At 70.0% G+C, this 21,046-nt stretch carries 20 protein-coding genes; 8 read left to right on the top strand and 12 right to left on the bottom strand.

What is annotated here, in order from left to right:
* Nucleotides 1-11 precede the first annotated feature (11 nt).
* On the top strand, nt 12-1,583 hold the full coding sequence (locus P3X83_RS26885) for an alpha/beta hydrolase (protein WP_277308010.1): 1,572 nt from the start codon (nt 12-14) through the stop codon (nt 1,581-1,583).
* 252 nt (nt 1,584-1,835) lie between these two features.
* Here P3X83_RS26885 and P3X83_RS26880 read toward each other — a convergent pair whose 3' ends face one another.
* The 6 genes from P3X83_RS26880 to P3X83_RS26855 are packed head-to-tail and all read right to left on the bottom strand — an operon-like array spanning nt 1,836 to nt 7,285.
* Nucleotides 1,836-2,591, bottom strand: coding sequence for an SIS domain-containing protein (locus tag P3X83_RS26880; protein ID WP_277308009.1), 756 nt, complete (start codon nt 2,589-2,591; stop codon nt 1,836-1,838).
* Between the two features lie 24 nt (nt 2,592-2,615).
* A complete protein-coding gene (locus P3X83_RS26875; RefSeq protein WP_277308008.1) occupies nt 2,616-3,359 on the bottom strand; it encodes a GntR family transcriptional regulator in 744 nt (247 codons plus the stop codon).
* Entirely contained in the window at nt 3,353-4,219 is an 867-nt protein-coding gene (locus tag P3X83_RS26870; RefSeq protein ID WP_277308007.1) for an ROK family protein, read from the bottom strand. The genes P3X83_RS26875 and P3X83_RS26870 overlap by 7 nt, the downstream gene beginning before the upstream one ends.
* The gene (locus P3X83_RS26865) at nt 4,216-5,043 is read right to left on the bottom strand and encodes a carbohydrate ABC transporter permease (RefSeq protein WP_277308006.1); all 828 of its coding nucleotides are present in this window, start codon (nt 5,041-5,043) and stop codon (nt 4,216-4,218) included. Before P3X83_RS26865 ends, P3X83_RS26870 begins: the two co-directional genes overlap by 4 nt.
* Complete coding sequence (locus P3X83_RS26860; RefSeq protein WP_277308005.1) at nt 5,040-5,945, bottom strand: sugar ABC transporter permease; 906 nt, start codon at nt 5,943-5,945, stop codon at nt 5,040-5,042. The genes P3X83_RS26865 and P3X83_RS26860 overlap by 4 nt, the downstream gene beginning before the upstream one ends.
* Nucleotides 5,942-7,285, bottom strand: coding sequence for an ABC transporter substrate-binding protein (locus P3X83_RS26855; protein WP_277308004.1), 1,344 nt, complete (start codon nt 7,283-7,285; stop codon nt 5,942-5,944). The genes P3X83_RS26860 and P3X83_RS26855 overlap by 4 nt, the downstream gene beginning before the upstream one ends.
* A 306-nt stretch (nt 7,286-7,591) precedes the next feature.
* On the opposite strand from P3X83_RS26855, the gene P3X83_RS26850 reads away from it, so the two are divergent.
* Nucleotides 7,592-7,954, top strand: coding sequence for a winged helix-turn-helix domain-containing protein (locus tag P3X83_RS26850; protein WP_277308003.1), 363 nt, complete (start codon nt 7,592-7,594; stop codon nt 7,952-7,954).
* Nucleotides 7,955-8,309: 355 nt separating this feature from the next.
* On the opposite strand, the gene P3X83_RS26845 is transcribed toward P3X83_RS26850, so the two are convergent.
* The gene (locus P3X83_RS26845) at nt 8,310-8,471 is read right to left on the bottom strand and encodes a hypothetical protein (RefSeq protein WP_277308002.1); all 162 of its coding nucleotides are present in this window, start codon (nt 8,469-8,471) and stop codon (nt 8,310-8,312) included.
* A 497-nt stretch (nt 8,472-8,968) separates the two neighbouring features.
* Here P3X83_RS26845 and P3X83_RS26840 point away from each other — a divergent pair, with 497 nt between their 5' ends.
* Nucleotides 8,969-9,814: a helix-turn-helix domain-containing protein gene (locus tag P3X83_RS26840; protein ID WP_277308001.1), complete on the top strand. Its 846-nt coding sequence runs from the start codon at nt 8,969-8,971 to the stop codon at nt 9,812-9,814.
* A gap of 64 nt (nt 9,815-9,878) precedes the next feature.
* On the opposite strand, the gene P3X83_RS26835 is transcribed toward P3X83_RS26840, so the two are convergent.
* The 5 genes from P3X83_RS26835 to P3X83_RS26815 form a co-directional block, all read right to left on the bottom strand.
* Entirely contained in the window at nt 9,879-11,384 is a 1,506-nt protein-coding gene (locus tag P3X83_RS26835; protein ID WP_277308000.1) for a pyridoxal-dependent decarboxylase, read from the bottom strand.
* 51 nt (nt 11,385-11,435) lie between these two features.
* Nucleotides 11,436-12,221 (bottom strand): AraC family transcriptional regulator, encoded by a 786-nt coding sequence (locus tag P3X83_RS26830; RefSeq protein ID WP_277307999.1) that lies wholly within the window; start codon nt 12,219-12,221, stop codon nt 11,436-11,438.
* 228 nt (nt 12,222-12,449) lie between these two features.
* The gene (locus P3X83_RS26825) at nt 12,450-14,060 is read right to left on the bottom strand and encodes an RICIN domain-containing protein (protein ID WP_277307998.1); all 1,611 of its coding nucleotides are present in this window, start codon (nt 14,058-14,060) and stop codon (nt 12,450-12,452) included.
* Nucleotides 14,061-14,388: 328 nt separating this feature from the next.
* Nucleotides 14,389-14,883 carry a hypothetical protein gene (locus tag P3X83_RS26820; RefSeq protein ID WP_277307997.1) on the bottom strand — a complete coding sequence of 165 codons (495 nt, stop codon included), beginning with the start codon at nt 14,881-14,883 and terminating at the stop codon, nt 14,389-14,391.
* A gap of 105 nt (nt 14,884-14,988) precedes the next feature.
* Nucleotides 14,989-15,156, bottom strand: a complete 168-nt coding sequence (locus P3X83_RS26815) for a hypothetical protein (RefSeq protein ID WP_277307996.1) — start codon at nt 15,154-15,156, stop codon at nt 14,989-14,991.
* Nucleotides 15,157-15,261: 105 nt separating this feature from the next.
* On the opposite strand from P3X83_RS26815, the gene P3X83_RS26810 reads away from it, so the two are divergent.
* The 5 genes from P3X83_RS26810 to P3X83_RS26790 all read left to right on the top strand — a co-directional run bounded on the left by P3X83_RS26810 (nt 15,262) and on the right by P3X83_RS26790 (nt 21,041).
* Nucleotides 15,262-16,587 carry a hypothetical protein gene (locus tag P3X83_RS26810; RefSeq protein ID WP_277307995.1) on the top strand — a complete coding sequence of 442 codons (1,326 nt, stop codon included), beginning with the start codon at nt 15,262-15,264 and terminating at the stop codon, nt 16,585-16,587.
* A 199-nt stretch (nt 16,588-16,786) separates the two neighbouring features.
* Nucleotides 16,787-16,954 carry a hypothetical protein gene (locus P3X83_RS26805; protein WP_277307994.1) on the top strand — a complete coding sequence of 56 codons (168 nt, stop codon included), beginning with the start codon at nt 16,787-16,789 and terminating at the stop codon, nt 16,952-16,954.
* 68 nt (nt 16,955-17,022) lie between these two features.
* Nucleotides 17,023-18,231 carry an asparagine synthase-related protein gene (locus P3X83_RS26800; RefSeq protein WP_277307993.1) on the top strand — a complete coding sequence of 403 codons (1,209 nt, stop codon included), beginning with the start codon at nt 17,023-17,025 and terminating at the stop codon, nt 18,229-18,231.
* 27 nt (nt 18,232-18,258) lie between these two features.
* Nucleotides 18,259-19,749 (top strand): radical SAM protein, encoded by a 1,491-nt coding sequence (locus P3X83_RS26795; RefSeq protein ID WP_277307992.1) that lies wholly within the window; start codon nt 18,259-18,261, stop codon nt 19,747-19,749.
* Nucleotides 19,749-21,041 carry a radical SAM protein gene (locus tag P3X83_RS26790; RefSeq protein ID WP_277307991.1) on the top strand — a complete coding sequence of 431 codons (1,293 nt, stop codon included), beginning with the start codon at nt 19,749-19,751 and terminating at the stop codon, nt 21,039-21,041. The genes P3X83_RS26795 and P3X83_RS26790 overlap by 1 nt, the downstream gene beginning before the upstream one ends.
* Nucleotides 21,042-21,046: the final 5 nt, after the last annotated feature.

The raw sequence follows: 21,046 nt of genomic DNA, 5'->3' as shown, positions 1-21,046 counted from the left end.
AAAGGGGACACATGAACAAGTTAATCGGGGTGGGGCTGGCGGCGGCCATGCTGACCGGGATGACGGGGCTCACGACGGTCCCGGCGACGGCGGCGACCCCCGGAGAGAGCGAGCCGATCGTGTTCGGCGCGTGCCCGGAGCCACTCGCCAAGCCCTATCCGGAACTGACCTGTGCCGTCGTTCCGGTACCGCTGGACTACGCGAATCCGGACGGCGGCACGGTGAACCTGATGGTGTCGCGGCGCGCCTCGACCGATCCGGACAAGCGCAAGGGCGTGCTGTTCGTCAACCCGGGCGGCCCCGGCGGCTCGTCCAGCGAGCGGGCCGGACGCCTGTCGAAGGCCGACGCCCAGGGCCGGACCCGCCTGCCCCAGGAGGTCCTGGACGCCTACGACATCATCGGCATGGACCCGCGCGGCGTCGGGCTCAGCCAGCCGGTCAGTTGCGTCCACCCGGACTTCTGGCAGGGGCCGCGACCGGACCCGGACGACCAGGCGAACCGGGACAAGATCTGGAACGACTGGCAGACCTTCGCGCAGGAATGCGGGCGAAAGCAGGGCACCCGGCTGAAAACCCTCGGCACCCGCAACGTCGCGCGGGACATGGACCGGGTGCTGTCCCTGCTGGGCGAGAAGAAGCTGAACTACCTCGGCTACTCCTACGGCACCTACCTCGGGGCCGTTTACGCCACGCTGTTCCCGGACCGGGTCGGCCGGATGATCCTGGACAGCAACATGAACCCCGAGCCGAGGGAGTTCTACCGGGCGGCCACGGTGGCGCAGGTAGAGCCGCTGCAACGCCGGGTGGACGCCTGGCTGGCCTGGACGGCCCGCTACGACGACGTCTTCCACCTCGGTGACACGCGCAAGAAGACCAGGGCGGCCTGGGACGCGACCCTCGCGGCGTTCCGCACACCGCACGGCACCGTCGGCGCCGACGAACTGCTGGGCACGGTGTCCGGCCTGATGTACGACGAGAGCGGCTGGCAGGCGCTCGCCCAGTCGGTGGCGGACTTCACGCTCCGCCAGGACGACGCCGGGCTGGTCGAGCTGGCGGGGTCCACGCCGAGCGTCGCCCAGGAGCAGGGCATCGCCGCCTTCAGCTCGGTGATGTGCGTGGACGCGGCCTGGCCGTCCGAGCGGGCGGCGTACGAGAGCGACGCCGCTCGGTTCCCGAAGTCGTTCCAGTTCGCCTGGTACAACATCGGCAACGCGACGTCGTGCGCGAACTGGCCCGCCGGGCATGAGGAGCGGGTGCTGCCGACCGGCAAGGGGCTGCCGAAGATCCTGATGTTCAACAACGTCGACGACCCCGCGACCCCCTACCGGGGAGCGCTGGGGATGCACCGGTCGCTGCCGACGTCGGTGCTGGTCACCGCGCTCAACGCCGGACGGCACGGCGTGTTCGCCAACCCGATCGCGCAGCGGAACACCGACGCCCAGCGGATCGGCGCGGCCTACCTGGTGGACGGCGTGCTGCCCAGGCGCGACATCGTCATCCCCGGCCACAAGCTGCCCGTCCCGACCGCGGACCGGGTGGACGTCTCGACGGTCCCGACGCCCGGACTGCTGACCGTGGAATAGCGCCGCGGGTCAGCCCGCGACGGCCGCGTCGTCGTCCGGGGCGGAACGCCGGTCGAGCACGAACACCACGGCGGCACCGTCCTGCTCGGGGTCGGGTGTCCGCTGCACGCCTGCATTCCTTCTCGGGCCCGTCACCTGGCGGTTCGGGAACGTTCCGCCGAGAGTACTGTCCGAATCGCCCGATCAGGTGGCCGGGTCCCGACCCGGCCGCCCCTCCGCTCCCCGGCGGGAAGCGGAAGGCGGCGGCGCGGATCAGGCGAGGCCGCGGGCCTCGGCGTTGTGCAGCCGGAGACGGTGGTCGGCGAAGACCTCGTCGTTGGACGAGACCGTGGCGCCGGGCACGGTCGGCGAGACGAAGGTCGGGACCACGACGCCCTGGGCGGCCAGCGCGGCGGCCGTGCGGGTGACGATCTCGTGGCTGACCACGCACGCCACCACGGTGGACGCGCCGCCGACCGGGCGGTCCCAGCCGTCCACCTCGACGATGGCGTCCTGGACGGGAACGCCGGTGTCCACGGTGACGTCGCAGATCTCGGCGATCCGGCGGCCACTGGAGTGCTCGGCCGGGCGGTCCAGGTTGGCCCGCGAGGTCACCGCGACGGTGAACAGGCCGCGCTTGACGCCGTACATGGCGGCCTCGACCGGGGCCGCGTTGCGACCGCCGTGGGAGTAGACGATCAGGACGTCGCCCTCGGAGATCGGCTCGTGGTCGAGGTACTGCTCTACGTAGCCCTCGGTCCGCTCCAGCCACAGCAGCTCGCGCACCCCGCCGGGTCCGAGCACGTTGTGCCACATCAGGCGGGGGTCGGTCAGCGGGTGCAGACCGGCGAAGCTGCCGTAACGGGGGAAGGCGTCCATGGTGGGGATGACCGAGTGGCCGCTGCCGTACAGGTGGATCAGGCCGCCGGTGCGCACCGCCTCGGCGCACTTGGCCGCCACGGTGTCCAGCACCTCGCTCTGGGTGTCCAGGCGTTCCAGGATCTCGATGAGATTCCGGGTGTATGTCACTGTCTTTCCTTTCATGAGGGGGTCTCAGGGGTTCCGCAACGCGAGGCGGACCCGGTAGCGGTCGCCGCGCATCACGCTGCGGACGTACTCGAAGGGGCCGTGGGCGTCGTAGGTCAGCCGTTCCACGTAGAACGCGTGCGCCCCGGGGGCCACGCCGAGGGTCGGGGCGTCCTCGTTCAGCACGCCGCCCACGGTGAACGTCTCGATCGCCTCACGCGGGACCAGGCCGTACACCTCGCGGAGGGCCTGGTAGAGGGAGCGGTCGGAGAAGTCCAGGTCGGCCACGCCGGGGAAGCGCTCGACGAGTAAGAACGCCGTCTGCACGCCGACCGGGCGGGTGCCGTCGGTGCGCAGCCGCCGCAGCCGCAGCAGCGGGGTCTCGCCGGCCAGGCCGGTCTCCTTGGGCACCCCGGCCTCGGCGGCGGTGGTCAGCTCCTGGTCGAGGACCTGGGATCCGGCCGTGTGGCCGAGGTCGCCGAGTTCGGCGGTGAACGACGTGACGCCCCGGACGCCGGCGGTCAGGCTGGTGTCGCGGACGAACGTGCCGCGGCCCTGCTCGCGGACCAGGACGCCCCGGTCCACCAGGCGGGCCAGGGCCTGCCGGATGGTGACGCGGCTCACGCCGTACGCGGTGCCGAGTTCGCCCTCGGTGGGCAGCCGGGCGCCGGGCAGCCACTCCCCGGCATCGATGCGGTGCGTCAGGCTTCGCTCGACCTGCAGGTAGAGCGGCAGGCCCGAGGCGGGGTCGAGCCCTTTCACGATCACCATTCGTCTCCCATCCCGGCGGCGAGCAGCGCGCCGACCACCCCCGCGTACGGCCCGAGCGCTGCGGCGCGCACCGGCACCCGCCGGCCGTCGGGCGAGGCGAACCTGTCGATGTCCAGCAGTGGTGCGAGTACGTCCATGGCGCCGCTGAGCCCGCCGCCGACCAGGATCACCTCGGGGTCGAGGACGCTGGCCAGCGCGGCGATCCCGCGTCCGAGCCGGGCGGCGTAGGGCCGCAGCTCGGTGAGGGCGGCCTGGTCTCCGTCGCGCGCGGCGGAGACCAGTTCCGGGCCGCGCGGGCCGAGCGCGGTGCCCGAGGCCGCCAGTTCGTACGGCCCGTGCCCCCGCTCCACGCCCTCGTCGCCAGAGGGCAGCCAGCCCCACGAACCGGCGCTGCCGTGCGCGCCGCGCCACACCCGCCCGTCGATCATCAGCGCGCCGCCGATCCCGGTGCCCACGGCGACCAGGACGGCGGAGCGCGCGCCCTCGGCCGCCCCTTCAGCGGCCTCGGCGAGCAGGGTGAGGTGACCGTCCAGCCCGAGGCGTACCGGAGCGCCGGTACGGGACCGCAGGTCTTCGGCGAACGGGCGGCCCTGGAGCCAGGGCAGCGCCGGGACGAACATCGGCCGCCCGCCGTCCGACGTGCCAGGCAGCCCCACGCCGATCACGGCCGGGCCGGGCCCGGCCAGCTCGGTCAGCAGGCCGAGCAGCTCGTCGTAGGACCCGGGCACCGGCACGGCCCGCACCTCGCCGCGCACCCCGCCGGACTCCCGCAGGACCCGGACGGAGGTGCCGCCGATGTCGACGCCGACGCGGGCCCCCGTGGCCGGGACGGCGCCGCTCATCCGCTCACCCTCTCTCATCCCTTCACTCCCGAACGGGAGATGCTCTGCACGAACACCCGCTGGGCGAGCAGGAAGACCAGAATCGTGGGCACGCTGGCGATCAGCGCTCCGGCCATGACCACGTTCTGGTACTGCACGCTCGTGCTGTAGGACAGCAGTTGGCTGAGCGCGAGCACCACCGGGAACTTCGAGTCATCCTGCAGGATCGACAGGGGCCACAGGAAATTGTTCCAGTAGAAGACGAATGCGAAGATCGCCAGGCTCACCAGCGCGGGGCGCACCAGCGGGGTGATCACGCGCAGCAGGATGCGGCCCTCGCCCGCGCCGTCCACCCGGGCGGCGTCGATGAGCTCGTCCGGGATGTCGGCGATGAACTGCCGCATGAGGAAGATCCCGAAGGCGTTGGCCAGCCAGGGCAGCATGACGCCGAGGTAGCTGTCGGCCAGGCCCATCGTGGAGACCAGCCAGTACAGCGGCACCAGGGTCACCACCGGCGGCAGGAACATGGTCGCGACCACCGCCCAGAACAGGAAATCCCGTCCCTTGAAGTGATATTTCGCGAACACGTAGCCCGCCATCACGCTGGTGACCAGCACCGACACCGTGGACACCCCGGCGATCAGCACGCTGTTCAGGAACGCGCTGCCGAACGGCACGACCTCGAAGACCTCGCCGAACGCCCCGAACCCGGGAGCCGACGGGAACCACGACGGCGGGATCCGCTGCAGCTCCTCCGGCCCCTTCAGGCTGGAGATCAGCATCCAGTACAGCGGGAACAACGGCGGCAGCATCACCAGCGCGAGCGCCGCGAAGGCCGCGACGCGACCCACGACCGTCCTCATGACCGCCTCCGCATCGCCACCAGGAACAGGCCGCCCACCGCCAGCAGCACCACCAGCAGGCTGAACGCCATCGCGCTGGCCTGACCCGCCAGGCCGTTCTGGAACGCCGCCCGCTGGATCGCGAACGACAGCACCGTGGTGCTCTCCGCCGGCCCGCCCTGGGTGAGGATGTAGACCGGGTCGAACACCTGGATCGCGTTGATCGCCGCGATCAGCGCCACGAACGTCGTCGTACGGCGCAGCAGCGGCAGTGTCACGCTCACCGTCTGCCGCCAGAATCCCGCGCCGTCGATGCGCGCCGCCTCGTACAGGTCACCCGGGATCTGGGTGAGGCCCGCCACGATGAGGATCGTGTAGTAGCCGATCATCTGCCACACGTGGAAGATCACCAGCGAGACCAGCGCCGTGCCCGGATCGCTGAGCCAGTCCGGCGGATCCAGCCCGATCAGGCTGAACATCTGCGCGAACGGCCCGTAGTCCGGGGCGTACAGGGCGCCCCACACGATCGCGATCGCGACCGTCGGCACGACGTACGTGGAGAACAGCACGGCCCGCGCCAGTCCCTTCCCGATGATCTTCGGGAAGTACAGCAGCATGCCGAGCGCGAGCGCCAGGGGCAGGGTGATCACCAGGACCAGCACCACGTACACCAGCGTGTTCCGCAGCGAGGTGAAGAAGCCCTCGTTACCCAGGAGATCCTGGTAGTTGCCGAGCCCGCGCCACGTCATCTCCGAGAGAGGCGTGAACATGGACCAGTCGTGCAGGCTGATCCAGAAGGTCAACCCGATCGGCACCACCACGAACAGGCCGAGGATGAGCATCGCGGGCGACAGCAGCGCCGTCGTCGCGAGACCTCTCCCCGATCCGCCGACGGCCGGCCCCCGCCCCCGGCGCGTCCTCACGCGCCTGCCTTGGTCAGGATGTCGGCGATCTCGCGCTGCGCCGCCGTCATGGCCTCCTCGGCGCTCGCCTTACCGAACACGATGTTCTCCACGTGCTTCTGCAGCGCCTGGCTCATCGCCTCACCGCCGAGCACCGACGGGAACGGCACCGCGTTGGGCAGCTCCTTGATGTACGCGGCCAGGAACGGGTCGGACAGCTCGTCCTGGTGCGCGGTGAGATCGCTGGTCCTGCTGGGCAGGATGCCCATCGAGGTCAGGATGTCGCCCATGGCCGAGGAGCCCTGCTTGCCACTGTCCGGGCCGTTGAGATAGGTCAGGAACTTCCACGCGGCGTCCTGGCGCGGCTTGGCGGCCTTGCCGTTGACCACGGTCAGCCAGGAGTACGACACCGCGGCCGACTTCTCGCCGTCGGGGCCGACCGGGATGGGGGCCACGCCCACGTCGGAGTAGCGGGAGCCCATGGCGTCCTTCAGGGCGCTCTGCCACCAGTTCGCCATGACGATCATGCCGGTCTTGCCGTTGACGAAGTTGTCCAGGTAGGGGCCGGTGGTGTTGGCGTTGGCGTTGCTCATCGAGGGCTGGGTCGCGCCGTCCTTGATCAGGTTGGCGTACAGCTCGGCGGCGGCCTTCACCTTCGGGTCGGTGAGGGTCGGCTTGCCGTCGCCGTCCAGCATCGCGCCGCCGTTGGAGTTGACCAGTGACAGCCACGGGTGGGCCACTCCGGCGGGCCAGCTCGTGATCACGCCGAAGCCCTGCTGGGTGACCTTGCCGCCCTCGCGCTTGGTGAGCTTGCGGGCGGTCTGCACGAGCTCGTCCCACGTCTTCGGCGGCTCGGTCACGCCCGCGGCGGCGAACAGCTTCTTGTTGTAGTTGAGCGCGTAGAGGTCGACCTCGTTCGGGTATCCCCGGGGCTGCCCGTCCTTGGTGACGCCCTGCACCAGGTTCTCCGGCCAGCCCGCGGACAGGTCCTTGCTCACGTCGGCCGGGGCGGGCGCGGCCAGGCCGTCGCGCACCAGCTCGGGCAGCCACAGGTCGTAGATGCTCGCGATGGTCGGGCCGTTCGGGCTGCTGCCCTGGGTGCGCAGCGTGCTCAGCAGGTTGGCGAACGGCACCGCGCGCACGTTCACCGAGATGCCGGGGTTCTTCTTCTCGAACTCCGACGCCGCCGTCTTCAGGGCCTTGACCTGTTCAGGTCCCCAGTGCGTGAGAAACGAGATCGTCTGCTTGCCTCCGGAGCCTCCGCCCGCGTCGTCGTTCTGTCCGCCGCAGGCCGCCATCGAGCCGACACCCACGACCAGCGCCGCCGCGGTCAACGCGGCACGCCTCGTACTGATCCTCAAAGGGGGTACCTCCTCCCCACCACGACGCCGCCGACAGAGGCGATGTCGTTACATCATTAGGTTGTTATAACGAATTTTTCCCGAAACGGGAAGACCGCCAGGCAATCGATCTTGAATCGGGCTTGATATAGAACTGGTGTTCCCATTTTGAATGAGTCGGTTGACTCCGGCTTGAATCACCCGAGGGCGTCCACGTTTTCCTGCCAATGTTCACCGACTCCCTGCCACATTCCACCGAGCGGATGTTTCCGCAGCTAGGGTGCGGTTTATCGGGGTGAGCAGTACGAAACATGGCAGGAGCGCACAATGCTTGATCAGAAGAACGGGTTCCCCTCGACGGCACTGCCCGGTCCCGGTGACCCCCGTTCCCTGACCGAAGCGCTCGCCTTCCGGGAACTGGCCTCACTCGTCGGGCACACCAGGGCCGAACTCCTGTGCCTGCTGGACCGGCCGATGACCATGGGCACCGTGGCGGCCTTGGTCAACATCACCCCGGCCGGAATCACCTACCACTGCGACCGACTTCAGGACGCGCGGCTGATCTCACGCGATCGGCGGGGGCGTGAAGTGTGGATCGAGCGGACGTCCCGCGCGCAGACGCTGCTGGACCTGTTCTGGCTGGGCGGCGGGATCGCTCACCGTACGTCACCGGGGCGAGGCGTCATCTGACGCACCGAGGAACGGCGGTTCGCCGCCGGAACACGAACAGGCCGGGCGCGGTGCACCGCGCCCGGCCGTTCATCCGAGAAGGTTCGCCGATTCGGTCGGCGCAGTTACCGCCGGTCTTGGTGGACCACAGAGGCTTTCCGCTCTCTTTGAGTGGGCGCTCGTGTGGGCGGGCTTGGGGGTGGGCGTGGCGCTCGCCGACGCCGTGGCGGCCACCGTACAGGCGGCCGCCACGGCGAGCAGCGAGCCCAGCGCAGTATGTCTGATATATCTCAACTATTGCTCCCTCTTCAGGTCGGGGCCCCGATGCCAACCATCAGAGGGATATCCATCCCGTTCGTTTCCAGATATGGTGAAATCACCAGTCGCGATTTCCGGCGACCACGACACCGCCATTGGTGATACGCACGCTATCGGTGATCCGTACGCTGTCATCGGCCAGGCTCGGAGCGGCGCCGACGACGGCGAGAACGGCGGAGAAGGCGGCGGTGGCGAGCAGCGCCCCAATGGTGCGTCGCATGGTTCCTCCCGTGTGCGAGATATCGAGCGTCCAGCCTCCCACCCGAAAATCCCAGCCCACCAGTCGAACACGTGCCTAATACCCACGGTTTCCTGCCAACCTGACCCCCAGCCGCCCGGTCGGCGGGGGACGGCCACCGCCGCGCCGAAACGCTCAACCCCTTAGGAGCGATTGTTCATAAAAAATAGAAGGCCGGTCGGCGCGCTATCGCGATCCTTAATTCGATGACCTGGCGTAACATTCTTCAGGAATCCTGGAAGGTTCTAGGTTGACGCCGTACATTCTTATTCCGGCGACACCCGTTCTGTAATAATGACGTAGTGACATCGTTCCGTTCAGTTGTGGCCTTCGCGACACAGGGCATGAGCACATTCGCCCTGGGGAGCATTGGCAAAGGTTTCGCGGATCGGTCTGACAGGGGTGGAACAGGGTTCGACCTGACGATCTGCGCCGAGCGGCCTGGCCTGATCTACACCGATCTGGCTCTGCCCATACGAGTGAACGCGGGGCTCGACCGGCTCACCGAGGCCGACCTCGTCATCCTGCTCCCTCCTGACAATCCCCCGCTCTCTCTGTCCGGCGACCTCCGCGACGCGTTGCACACCGCCCACCGTCGTGGGGCGATCATCGCCGGCTTCTACACATCGAGCTACACACTGGCCGCCGCCGGTCTCCTCGACGGGCGCCGCGCCACCACCCACTGGAGCCTGGTCCACGACTTCGCCGCCCGCTACCCGGCGGTCACCGTCGTCCCCGAGGTGCTCTACATCGACGAGGGGAACATCCTCACCGGGGCCGGTGAGGCTGCCGGGATCGACATGTGCCTCCACCTCGTCCGCCGCGAGCACGGGACCGCGGTGGCCAACACCATCGCCCGCGAAATGATCACCCCGCCGCACCGCGAGGGAGATCAGGCCCAGTACTTCAGCACGCCCGTCCCCTCAAGCGCCGAACGGCAGCTCCACGACGCCATGGACTGGGCCCGCGCCAACCTCGACAAGCGCACGTCGGTCAGCGAACTGGCCGCCCACGCGCTGATGAGCCCCCGCACCTTCGCCCGCCGGTTCCGGGCCGTCACCGGCACGACCCCGCACGCCTGGCTGCTCGCACAACGCCTCAAACACGCGGAGGAACTACTGGAGACCACGGATCTCAACCTGGAGGAGATCAGCAGGCTCGTCGGCTACAACTCCGTCGCGGTGCTGCGCGAGCAGTTCATCAAACACCGGGGGATCTCCCCCCGCGCCTACCGGCAGACGTTCAGGCGGGCGGCGAACCCGCCCTCCGGCGACCTGCCACCACTGAAACCGCTGCGCAGGTCGGACGACCCATGCACGGCCTGAACCGGACGCGCAGCGACCGATGATCCCCGCAGGTCCCCGCCGGTGGCGGGGACCTGGAGGGACTTCATTCCGGGCCGCGCGGGAACCGGGGCTGTACCGGACCCGGCTCCGTATGGGACTCGGTATGAGACCCGGTGAGGGAAATCGTCGTCTCGGCGTCGAGCAGCCGGTCCAGCAGGGCGATGGTCGAGGTGAGGTCCTCCAGCACCGTCTCCGGGTGGGTCGTGCGCAGCCGGAGCACCGGCCGCCCGCCCACGTCGGTGGTCAGGACCAGCGCGTGCCCGTCGTCCAGCGTGGCGCGGGCCACCGCCCCGGTGATCCGGTCGACGGCGTCCGGCGGGAGCTGCGGCAGGTGCGGCCGGAAGGTGACGATGCCGAGCTGGGCGGGCGTGACGATCCGCCAGTGCGCCCGCTCCCTGAGCAGCTTCTCCGCGTACTCCGCCAGGGCGATGCCGTGCTCGACCGCGTCGTGGATCGTGTCCAGGCCGAAGACCTGCAGCGACATCCACAGGTGCAGCGCGTGGAAGCCGTGGGACGGCCGCGCGTCGTTGTCGTGGACGTTCGCCGGGTCGTGCGCGTCGCGGTCTCCGGCCGGGTGCCCGGCGAACGTCGGGAACGCCCGGCGCAGCACCCCGCCGTCGCGGAACAGCGTGCAGCCCACGTCGTAGGACCGGGACCACCACTTGTACGGGTCCACCGCGATGGAGTCGGCCCGTTCGAGCCCGCGCAGCAGACGCCTGCCCTGCTGCACCACGGTCGCGGCCCCGCCGTAGGTGGCGTCCACGTGCAGCCAGACGCCGTGCTCGGCGCAGATGTCGGCGATCTCCTCCAGCGGATCGACGGCACCGGTGCTCATCGTCCCGGCGGTCGCGACGACGCAGAACGGCGTGGCCCCGGCGTCGCGGCCGGCCTCGGCGCGGTCGGCGCGGATCGCGGCTTCGAGGTCCGCCGGGTCGAGCGCCGCCCGGCCGTCCGTGGTCAGCGTGCGCACCTGGGCGCTCCCGAAACCCAGGTAGGCCAGCCCGCGGGCGATCGCCGGGTTGGACTGGTCGCCGACGTACACCCGGCCTCGCGCGTCGGGACGGCCGAGCCGCTCCGCCCGCGCCGCGTGCAGCGCGGTCAGCGTGGAGGCGATGCCCCCGCCGGTGAACAGCCCGCCGGCCGTCTCGGGCAGCCCGTACGCCACGCGGACCCAGTCGAGGACCACCTCCTCCACCCTGGCCGCCCGCTCCCCGGCCAGCCAGTGCTCGGTGGAGACGTTGGCGCTGGACGCCATGAAGTCGGCGATCGCCCCCACGTAGTTCCCGGCCCCGGGCAGGTAGGAGAAGTGCCGCGGATCGTCGGTCACCGCCTCCGGCGGCAGGATGTCGGCGGCGACCTGCCCAAGGACCTCCTCCGGGGGCCGCCGCCCGGTGGGAATCGGCTCCCGCCGAAGCCGGTCGGTATCGGGACGGCCAGGCCGGGGCGCACGCGGCCCCGTCAGACGATCGATCACAAGGTCGACGGCGGCGTATCCGAACCGCCGCATCTCTTCTGCCGTCAGGCGCAACGGCGCACGGTCAGGATCCATAGCTCAGCATGGGGGTGTCCGTCCTCGGGTGTCTTGGACGATGTTGACATTTCAGGCGCGGCGATAGACCGCGGGCGACACTCCGACCAGCCGGGCGAAGTGCCGGTTCAGGTGCGCCTGGTCGTAGAAGCCCGCCCGCCGGGCCACGTCGGCGGGTGGCACGTCGGCGGCCAGGAGCCGCCGGGCCAGATCGATGCGCCGGGAGACCACGTACGCGTACGGCGTCAGCCCGGTGTGCCCGCGGAAGGAACGGATCAGGCTGCCGATCGCCACGTCGAAGTGCTCGGCCATCGACCGGACGGAGATCTGCTGGGTGTACTGGGCGTCGAGCACCCGCCGCACGGCCACGGCCAGCGTGCGGCCCGGCGCGGCCGCCCGTCCGAGCCGGGCCCCGGCGAAGATCCGGACCAGCGCGTTCAGCGCCAGCTCGCGCCGCTCCTCACGGTCGCTCCCGGCGGGCTCGTCCGCACCCGTGATGCTCCTCCCCTGGAGCGCCTCGGCCAGGCGCCGGACCGGGACCGGCGACTGGAGCACGTCGTCGAAGGTCGGGGTCGCGGTGTGGCCGACGATCTCGGCGACCAGGTTCGCCGCGACCGACATCGCGGTGTACTCCGCTCCACCGGAGGCGGTGACGCCCCCGTGGACCTCGTCGGGATGCAGCACCGTGGCGACGGCGGGCCGTACGGTGTGCCACGAGCCCCGGCTGCGCAGCCGGGCGCTGCCCGTCCAGGCCAGCCCGAAGGACCAGGTGGTGTGCGAATGGCTGGGGAAGCCATGCCCCGACGGGAGTCGAAGCCGCCGGCTGATCGCCGTGACGGTGTTCGGATCGGCATCCACGTCGCAGCTCCTTCGGCGTTCCGCCACCCAACACTAAACGATCGGTGCCGCCGCGGAGTCCCGGTGCCGCCGGCCGCGGATCGACCGCTGTAAGGCTCGCCGATCGCCGGCCGCGCCTCCATCGGTCAGAAGCATGATTTCCGGCGGCGAAGGTCGGGGCGGGGATGCCGGCATGGACGCCAGAGGGCCGGCCCTCCGCAGGAGGACCGGCCCGGACGGGTGATCGGATCAGAAGATCTGGTTGCTGGTCCAGCGCTGGCTGGGAGTGGCGGTGTCGCAGGTGGCGAGCACCAGTGCCGCGCCGGAGCCGCCGCTGCCGCCCGCGGACTGGACGCACATGTTGGTGCCCACGCCCGCCTTGAGCTGGTAGGTGACCCCGCTGATCGTGGGGAAGGTCCACTTCTGCGGGGCCGCCCCGGTGCAGGTGACCTGGACCACGGTGGTGCCCGCGGTGCCGCTGCCGCCGAGCGGGGCCAGGCACTTGTCGCTGAACCGGCTCTTGATCGTGTACGTGCCGCCGCCCGCGTCGTCCAGGCGCCACTGCTGGTTGCGGTAGCTGTTCAGCCCGTACTGCACGATGGAGGCGTTCTCGTCGGTGCTGTGGCCGTAGACGTCGATGCCCATGGGCTTGCCTTCGCCGTCCAGGACGTCGCTGGTGAAGATGGTGGCGATGCCATCGTCCACGCCGCCCGCGACGCCGGTGCCGCTGCCGGTCAGGATGATCAGCTGCTCGGACAGGTCGGAGGTGCGGGTGACCCCGTTCTGGGTGACCCGTTCCTGGAGCTGGTAGCCCGCGCTGGTGTTGGTCGGCAGGCCGGTCACCCGGATCGTGGGACGCCAGGGCTCGACGGTGGCGACGACCGTCCCGTCGCGCAGCAGATCGACCTCGTGGGTGATGCCCGCGCCGGACACCTTGCTGCTGGACTCGAAGGTGAAGGCGATCTCGGTGCCCTGCACGTCCACGCCGCTGAGCAACTGCGCCGGTAGCGCCGGGATCGTGGTCATGGTCGGTACGGACGACCCGTGCTCCAGGTAGGCGCTGTCGTTGGCGGCGTTCCAGTTGTTGTTCAGGTACGTGCCGACCGGCGTGACGCCGAAGTAGTCGTCCTTGTTGCAGTCCATCAGCCGGGTGGCGAGCCCGTCGGGGCAGGCCAGGGGGGTCGGGCCGCCCTGGCATAGGGTCTCGTTGGAGTCGCTGCAGTGGTAGCCGTCGACGTGGTTGGGCGCGTTCTCCAGAATGCCGCCCAGCGCGTGCGCGAGTTCGTGGGTCATCTCGTGCCCGGTGGCGCAGTTCGGTTCGAGGGAGATCCAGGTCGCGAAGGAGTTGTGCTTGTTGGTGGAACCCGGGCTGTCGTCGTTGTCGATCCGGTCGTCGCTGCTGGTCTTGCCGCAGCCGCCGCCGTTCTCGAAGTAGCCGATGTAGATGCGGTCGTCGTCGGTGTAGCCGGCGTTCTGCAGCGCCGCCTTCCACCCTTCGGGGGACGAGCCGGCGGGTACCTGAACGCTGTCGATCGCCACGTCACAGCCGGTGGACCCGGTGGTCTCGAAGCGGACCCAGCGCTCGGCGCCGTCGCGGCGGGCGCTGTCGTTCACGTTCTGCTGGGTGACCCAGGCGGCGTGCCGGATCAGCGGTTCCTTCTCGGCGAACCGGTTGAAGCCCGGTTCGTAGGCGTAGATCAGTTTGACCCGGTGGCCGCTGGTGCCGTCGCCGACGCACTCCACCTGCGGAACGATGGTGACGGAGGCGGAGGCGGGCGTGGCGGGCGCCACGACGAGCAGCAGGAGGGCGGGTAGCGCGACGGCGAGCGCGCGCACCCAGAACCCTCGTCTCACACGCATTGATGTCATCGGACATGACCTTTCCCGCGACCACCATCGGCGGATTTCGCGCATCTCGAAATCGTGCCGAAGTAAATGGTCGCGTTCCGTGATGGCGGATTTCTCCCGCTGGCGTGATCGCTTCCATACGATAACCGCCATGAAATCTTCAGGGAACCGCCGAACGATAACAGAAAAGACACTTTACCATTGTGACTGAAGTGACCAATGCGCTGAATGAGAATATGAAATCCCAGGTCAGCGCGTTTCAGGTGGCCAGAAAAGACGGCGACGGCGCGCACGAATCACGCATTTTCGCGCCGCCTCACGCCGAATACCGGCTAATTGTTCAGCAATCACTCAAGCGGCTGGCGGGGTGGTGCCCAATGTGGCCAGAAATGACGGCGGGCGGCGCACCCCCGACACGCGCTCGAACACTTCGGCCAGCGCCAGCAGCCGCGTCGCCGCCCGGCCTGCCCAGCAGGCAGATGCCGAGCGGCAGGTGCCCGAACGCGTAACCCGACGGCACCGTGACCATCGGGTAGCCAGACATGGACGACGGCAGCGTGGACGGCACCGCGGGCGGCTGCGCCTGCGCCGCCACGTCGATCAGGTACGGCGGGCGGTTCACCGGCAGCGCCACCGCGAGCGCCGCGACGGCCGGAGCGTCCGGATCGACCTCCAGGACCGCGTTCACCCCCGGGCCCGCGTGGTCGAGCCGTTCGATCCGCGACCGGTACAGCTCCACCAGCCGGGTGGCGCTCAGTTCCCCGGCGTCCAGCGACCGGGCCAGCTCACGGATCGGCAGATGGGCGACCCGCTCCTCATCGGACGCGCTCAGCACGGCCCTTCATCCCCTCCCCGACGCGCGAGCCATCCCCAACGCGTCGATCGTGCCTGGACCCGAGCCGAAGTCACCGGCGGTCGGCGTAAAGGCGCCGCAACTTCTTCATCCGGCCCCGGCCGTGGCCGCCACCGCGCGTGGCCGGAGGAACAGGCCGCCGCTCGCGTCGATGGTCTGGCGCTCGCCCGCCTCCGCCTCATGATCTCGACCCCGGCCCTGCGCGCCAGGCACCTGCTCGCTCCACACCGTGTGGCCGACGCGACGGGCCCGCACGACGCACCTGACAAAGCCTCGGCGAGTACCGGTCACCCCATGGACGCGGCGGCCGGCCCGGTGAACAATGCCGTGATCACGGGTCGGCACGGGGGTGGTGGCGCGATGCGGGTGATATCGGTTCTGCTGGGGTTGGCCGGGCTGGGGGCCATGGTGGCGGTGTTCCTGCTGCTGCGCGGGCCGGAGCGCGCCGACCGGGTGGAGGCGGTCGCGCCCGTCGCCCCCGCGCCCTCCCCGCCCGCCGGGCCGAACGTGCTCGTGGACGTGCGGGGCACGGTCATCGAGGAGTTCACCGGTGACTGCGCGGGCAGCCGTCATCCCTACGTCTGCCGGTACGCCGTGGAGCGGCTGCGCGCGGTGGACCCGCTGCTGCCCTCGCGCGCCGGCCTGACCATCGCGACCACGATCGACCTGCGGCTCCAGCGGGCGGCGCAGCAGGGGATCGACGCGCACGTGCACACCGACGACGCGCCCGTCGCCGCGCTGGCCATGGTCGAGCCGGGGCAGGGGGCGATCAGGGCGCTGGCCACCAGCCGGGGAGCGGGCGAAGGGCGAGGGTTCCCGCATGGGACGACGGCGATGCCGTACACACTGGCCGCGGCGCTGGCCGCCGGGCTGCGATACGACGACGGGTTCCTCGTCACTGACGAATATCGGGCGGCGGGCTACGGGGCGATCCGGAACTGCGCGGGCCAGGGTGTCGCCGATCCCAGCCTCACGGTCCTTAACGCCATGAAGGGCGGGCAGCGGTTCGTCACGCTGCGCACGGGGACCCGCGACACGGTGAACACCTTCTACATGCGTCTGCTGGAGCGGGTCGGGCTGTGCGAGTCGGTGACGATGGCCCAACGGCTCGGGCTCAGGCGTACCGACGGAACGCCGCTGAAGGTGTTCCTGACGTTCCCGTTCGGCACCAACGAGACCGATCCCGTCTCGGTGGCCGCCTCCTACGCGGCCTTCGCCGCGCGGGGCCGGTACTGCGAACCGATGATCGTCACCGAGATCCGCGCGGGCTCGCGGGTGCTGCGCTCCTTCCCTGCCGACTGCCGTCAGGTTCTCGTGCCGGAGGTCGCCGACGCCGTCACCGGGGTGCTGTCGGACGGCCCGCGCCGGAGCCCCCTGCGGGGCTTCGGCCGTGACGCGGCGGGCATGCACAGCACGGGCGACTTCTATGGTGCGGCCTGGTACGCCGGTTACACCCCGAAACTGGCCGCGGCCGTCAGCCTGGGCGATCCGCGGGGCATTTTCCAGCACGACCTGGCCGACGTCACCATCGGCGGGCGTCACTACGACCTGGTGGACGGCCTGGGGCCGCCCGCATCGGTGTGGAAGGACGCGATGGCCGAGGCCGTGCGCGGCACGCCCAGGAGCCGGTTCACCCCGCCCGACGCCCAGCGCTTCGGCGGCTGCCACCTGGCCTGCCCGCGGTGAGTACGGCATATCGGCGGGATTTATCGGCGCGATAACGAGGTTTCCTAGCATCCATGTCATGGCGGGGCCGCGGTGGTGCGCGCGTGTCGGGGGTGGCCTGATCGGGTTCGCTCCGGCGTGGCCGTCGGGCTCCGTGTGGTGTTCGCCAGGCAACGCGACCGGCTCGTCGCGTTGCCGGCAGAGGCAATGAGGAGGCTAGATGTCTGTTTCCACCGACTCCCGGCAGACCCTGAGCACGCAGCCGACGAAGACCTCGCCCGTGCGTCCGACCGGCCTTTCGGCCGTGCTTTCTGAGGTGGCGGAGAAGCGAGCGGCGGATCTCATCCGCTTCCGCACCTGCTGCGCCGACCCCCGGGCCAGCAAGTAGCGGTTCGGGTGCCCGGTCGGCCGGACCGGGCACCCACCAACGGGCGGGCCGACCTGGGTGGAGGACACATGCCAATCTTGTCGTTGCTGGACCGGCGGGGAGGACTGCACACTCTCATCGCCCAGCCGGGTGACACCGTGGCGGCCGCGCTGCTGCGCAACTCGATCCCGCCCACGTCGGTGGTGACCACGCGCGGGGAGGAGACGATCGTCTCCGACGGCCATGTGCTGGATCCGGCCGAGACCTACGTGGCCCGGCTGATCGAGGGCTATGACATCGAGGGCATCCGCCGGCTGTTCGAGAGCCGCGACACCAGCGCGGAGTACGTGCGCCGCCGTCTTCGGGTGTCGCCCACCGGGGCGCTCGACATGGAGCGGACGCCACTGGACCTCGAAGGCGCGGCCGAGTACGTGGAGGGCGTGGTCCGGGACACCATCGGTGAGTTCGGGCTGCTCCCCGCAGGGGACAAGGTGGTGCTCGGGCTGTCCGGCGGAGTGGACAGCGGGTCGCTGCTGATGCTGCTGGCCGCCTACCGCGACGCCATCGGCGCGCCCGGGATCGAGATCAACGCGGCCACCTTCCAGGACTTCGACAGCAAGTGGTCGGAGACCTTCGAGTTCGCCGCGCGGCTGGCCGATCGCCACGGCGTACGGCACGACGTCGTCCCCGCCGAGCGCGCCGAGGAGGTGTTCCACCTCAACCGGCCGATGGCGCAGATCCTGATGCATCTGATGGAGACCGAGGACTCCCATCTGGCCATGTACGCCGACCACCATTCGACGCGGCGCGTCCTTGAGGTCTACGCCGACGACGTGGGGGCGGCGACCGTCGCCCTCGGCCTGCACACCACGGACCTGCTCGCCGGGATGCTGAACGCGCAGACCACCGGCTTCGACGTGGGCCCGGTGCCCAGGCGCCCGGTCGGGCCGTACACGTACGTACTGCCGCTGGCGTTCGTGCCCAAGCGGGAGCTGCACCTTTACTACACGCACCGCACCGGCCACACGCCGAAGCAGACCACGCCGAACCAGTGGGAGTTCAACCCGGGCGACCGGAACTTCTACTACTACCTGGCCGACCAGATCCAGTGGTGCTGGCCGGGCGTCGAGACCTGGATGTTCACCGCCCACGCGCGCACCGCGCCGGACCGCGCCGGACGGTTCCTGACCTGCGAGAACTGCGGAGGGACCGTGGTCGCGCAACCATCCGCCGGGGACTGGCCGGGGGTGTGCGACGTGTGCGCGCTGCTCGACCGGCACGGCTGGATCGAGCACTGACAGCGGAACGAGATCAGGAGCGCCGAATTGACAGACTCCCATGGCAAGCGCGTCTCGGACAGGCGGCTGCCGATCATCGACCGGGCCGACCTGCAGCCCCTGCGACCCGAAGGTGTCATCGACGGACGCCAGGTGTTCCAGGTCAACGACCACGAGGCGCTGTTCTCCAACGAGGAACTGATCAGCCCGCTGCAGCCGTACGCGGGCGCCTGGCTGCCCAGACTGGCGGGCCGGGACCGGTATCCGCTGCCCGACCGGGTCGGCGAGTACGGCTCCTACTCAGACTTCGTCAAGGCGCCCAAGTACATGGCGCAGTGGCTGCACTGGAAGCGGCGCGCCGACATGGTGCTCGAAGGCCGCTACCACGAGATCCCCGCCGCGCACTTCGAGGGGATCTTCACGCTGGTCTGCAACTTCATGTGCCCGCACTGCACGCGCCGGGTGACCCGTACCAGGTGGGTCGAGGGCGGCACGTGGGAGCACAACACCGAGGTCGAGAAGAAGAACACGATGCACCCGCTGGGGCTGCGCCGGGTCATCGACGAGCTGGCCGGGCAGCGCGAGGACGGGCAGATGGGCATCGTGTGGGGCGGCGGTGACCCGACGGCCAACCCGTTCACGTACGACGGGATGGCCTACGCCCGGTCCAAGGGCATCACCGCGAGCTTCCTCACCAACGGCACGTTCCTGGAAGTGGACGAGTGCCTGGACGCCGACCCGATCCTCATCCGGATCAGCCTGAACTGCGGGACCGAGGAGGCGTACCGCAAGTTCCACGGCTACCCGCGCGGCTGGGACTACTTCGAGCGGGTCAAGGTGAACATGCGCGCGCTGGCCCGGCGCAAGCTGGAGCGCGGCGCGCGCACGCTGGTCGGCATCTCGCTGATCACCGACGAGCGCAACATGGCGGACACCATCGCCGCCGCCGAGGAGATCCGCGCGGTGGTGGACGAGGCGGGGCCCGGGATCGACTACGTCATCGCGCGCCCGGTGATGAACTACGAGCACTTCGAGAAGAACTGGGCGCAGGTCAAGGACGGCACCAAGGAACGTGCGCTGGAGCTGGTCAGCGAGGGCGGCGAGGTCTGGCGGATCTTCAACGAGCTGGGCATCCCGCTGATCCTGATCAAGGACTCCTACGACCCGCCGCCGCCCGAGGACGGCTACGAGGCCACCGAGTGCCTGTCCTACGGCCTGTACGGCGAGATCCGCCACAACGGCGACGTCCAGCTCTGCTCGGACTCCTACGGCAACCCCGAGTACACCATCGGCAACCTGTTCGAGACCGACCTCGCCGACATCTGGACCTCCGACCGCCGCCGCCAGGTGCTGACCACGATCAACGACAAGCAGTGCTTCAAGACCGCCTGCCCGCACAACTCCAGGGGGCACCACCACAACCGCGTCTTCCACCAGATCGAACGGCTCCGCCAGGCGGGTGAGCTCGGCCGGGTCAAGCAGTGGATGGACGACGTGCGCGAGGTCACCTACCCCCTCGGCCACTCCTTCTTCGTCTGATGGACACGGGTACGAGGGCGCGCACGAGATGGCCGCTGCCGGACCGCGTCGCCGCCTACGGGGACGAGGAGCGGTTCCGCGCCGCGCGTCTGGAGGCCGGGCAGTGGGTCTTCTGGGAGGACCGCGTCGAGCTGGTCCTCCAGGGCCGGTACGACGAGGTGCGGCCGCTGCACGTCGAGCTGTCGCCGACGTACCTGTGCAACTTCGCCTGCCCGTGGTGCAGTTGCCGCAGCGCGCGCGAGGACTGGTCGGAGGCCGACGTCTTCAACCATCCTCGCGCCACCCCGCTGACGGTGATGCGCGAGAACCGGATCGACCACGTCCTCGACCACCTGGCCGAGGACAAGGTCGGGATCATGTGGGTGGGCGGTGAGCCCACCATGAACCCGCTGCTCTACCCGGCCGCGCTGCGGGCGGCCCGGCTCGGGCTGGCGCAGTGCCTGTTCACCAACGGCAGCCTGCTCGGGCGGCGCCGTGTCGGCGAGCTGTTCGACGCCGGGCTGGTGTTCGTCCGGGTGAGCCTGAACGCGGTGACGCCCGAGGTCCACGAGGTGCATCACGATTACGACAAGCGGCGCGGATACGCCGAGCGCGTCCTGACGAACCTTCGGTACCTCGCCGAGACCCGCGTGGAGCGCGGGCCGGGGACGCTGGTGGGCGTCTCGGTCGTGGTGGACGAGCGCAACCTGGCCGACCTCGGGCCGACCGCGCGGTATCTGTGCGACCTGGTCGGCGAGTACGGCCCTGGCGCGGTGGACTACGCCATCTTCCGCCCGGCCTTCCCGTTCTACAGCGCGCAGCTCGACGTGCGCTCCGACACGGTCGAACGTTTCCTCGCGGAGGTCGGCCCCGGTTCCCCGTGGCGGGTCCGCATGCAGGAGGCCGGGATCGACGTCGTGGTCCCGGACGGCTCCGGCACGCCTCCCGCGCCGCCCGAACCCGACGGCCGGGGCTGCCTGTCGGCGGGCTGGTTCGGCGAGGTGACGCCCGCCGGCGACCTGGTGGTGTGCTCGGACCGGTACGGCAATCCCGACTACTTCGTGGGCAACGTCGCCGAACGCGGCATCGGCGACCTGTGGAACGGCCAGGGCCGCCGCGCGGTGCTGGAGATGGTCCGCGAGACCGAGTGCTACGCCACCCACTGCCCGAGCAACGGCCGGGGCCACTTCCTCAACCGCGTGTTCCGCGAGATCGAGGCGTTCCGCCGGGAGGACCGCCTCCCCGAGGTGCGCGCCTGGATCGACGACCTGCGCGCCCTGCTGCCGCGCCCGGCGCACAGCTTCTTCCTGTGACGTGA

This window comes from Spongiactinospora sp. TRM90649 (assembly GCF_029382225.1).
Taxonomy (GTDB): Bacteria; Actinomycetota; Actinomycetes; order Streptosporangiales; family Streptosporangiaceae; genus Spongiactinospora.
This window is presented reverse-complemented; position numbering and strand designations above follow the sequence as displayed.